This is a genomic window from Erythrobacter sp. HI0063, from assembly GCF_001635685.1.
GTDB lineage: Bacteria > Pseudomonadota > Alphaproteobacteria > Sphingomonadales > Sphingomonadaceae > Qipengyuania.
This window is the reverse complement of sequence record NZ_LWFF01000215.1, coordinates 1-394: the sequence shown is the minus strand read 5'-3', so window position 1 is coordinate 394 and position 394 is coordinate 1. Positions and strand designations below refer to the sequence as shown.

1 pseudogene is annotated in these 394 nt (G+C 65.0%); it reads right to left on the bottom strand.

What is annotated here, in order from left to right:
- Nucleotides 1-222, bottom strand: a pseudogene (locus A3736_RS07130) (histidinol-phosphate transaminase); the annotation flags it as partial.
- Nucleotides 223-394 lie beyond the last annotated feature (172 nt).

Here is a 394-nt window from a genome sequence, read left to right as displayed (position 1 = left end):
CGCGCGCAATTCCTTGGCGTCGGGATCGGGATAGAGCGCGGGCGAATGGGCGGATGCTAGCGCGTCGATGACCGCAGGGCTGCATCCCAGCGGGTTCTCGTTCGCGGACAGCTTGATCAGCTCGCGCCCGTCGGCGGATTTCGCCTTGCCGGGGACATAGGGATGGATCGCGTCGATCCACGGCTTGGGAGTGGGGCGGTCGGCCATGATGGGTTTCGCCATAACGGAAAGCAGTCCTTCGACAAGCTTGGGAGGAAAGGTTAGAGGAGCCCCCGCACGTTTTTGCTGGAACCCCTCGCTTGAGCTTCGAACCCCAAAGCCTGACCCTGCCCGATCCGCTGCCGCTCGACGGGGGCGGGACGCTGGCAGAGGCGCGGGTCGCCTACGAAACCTA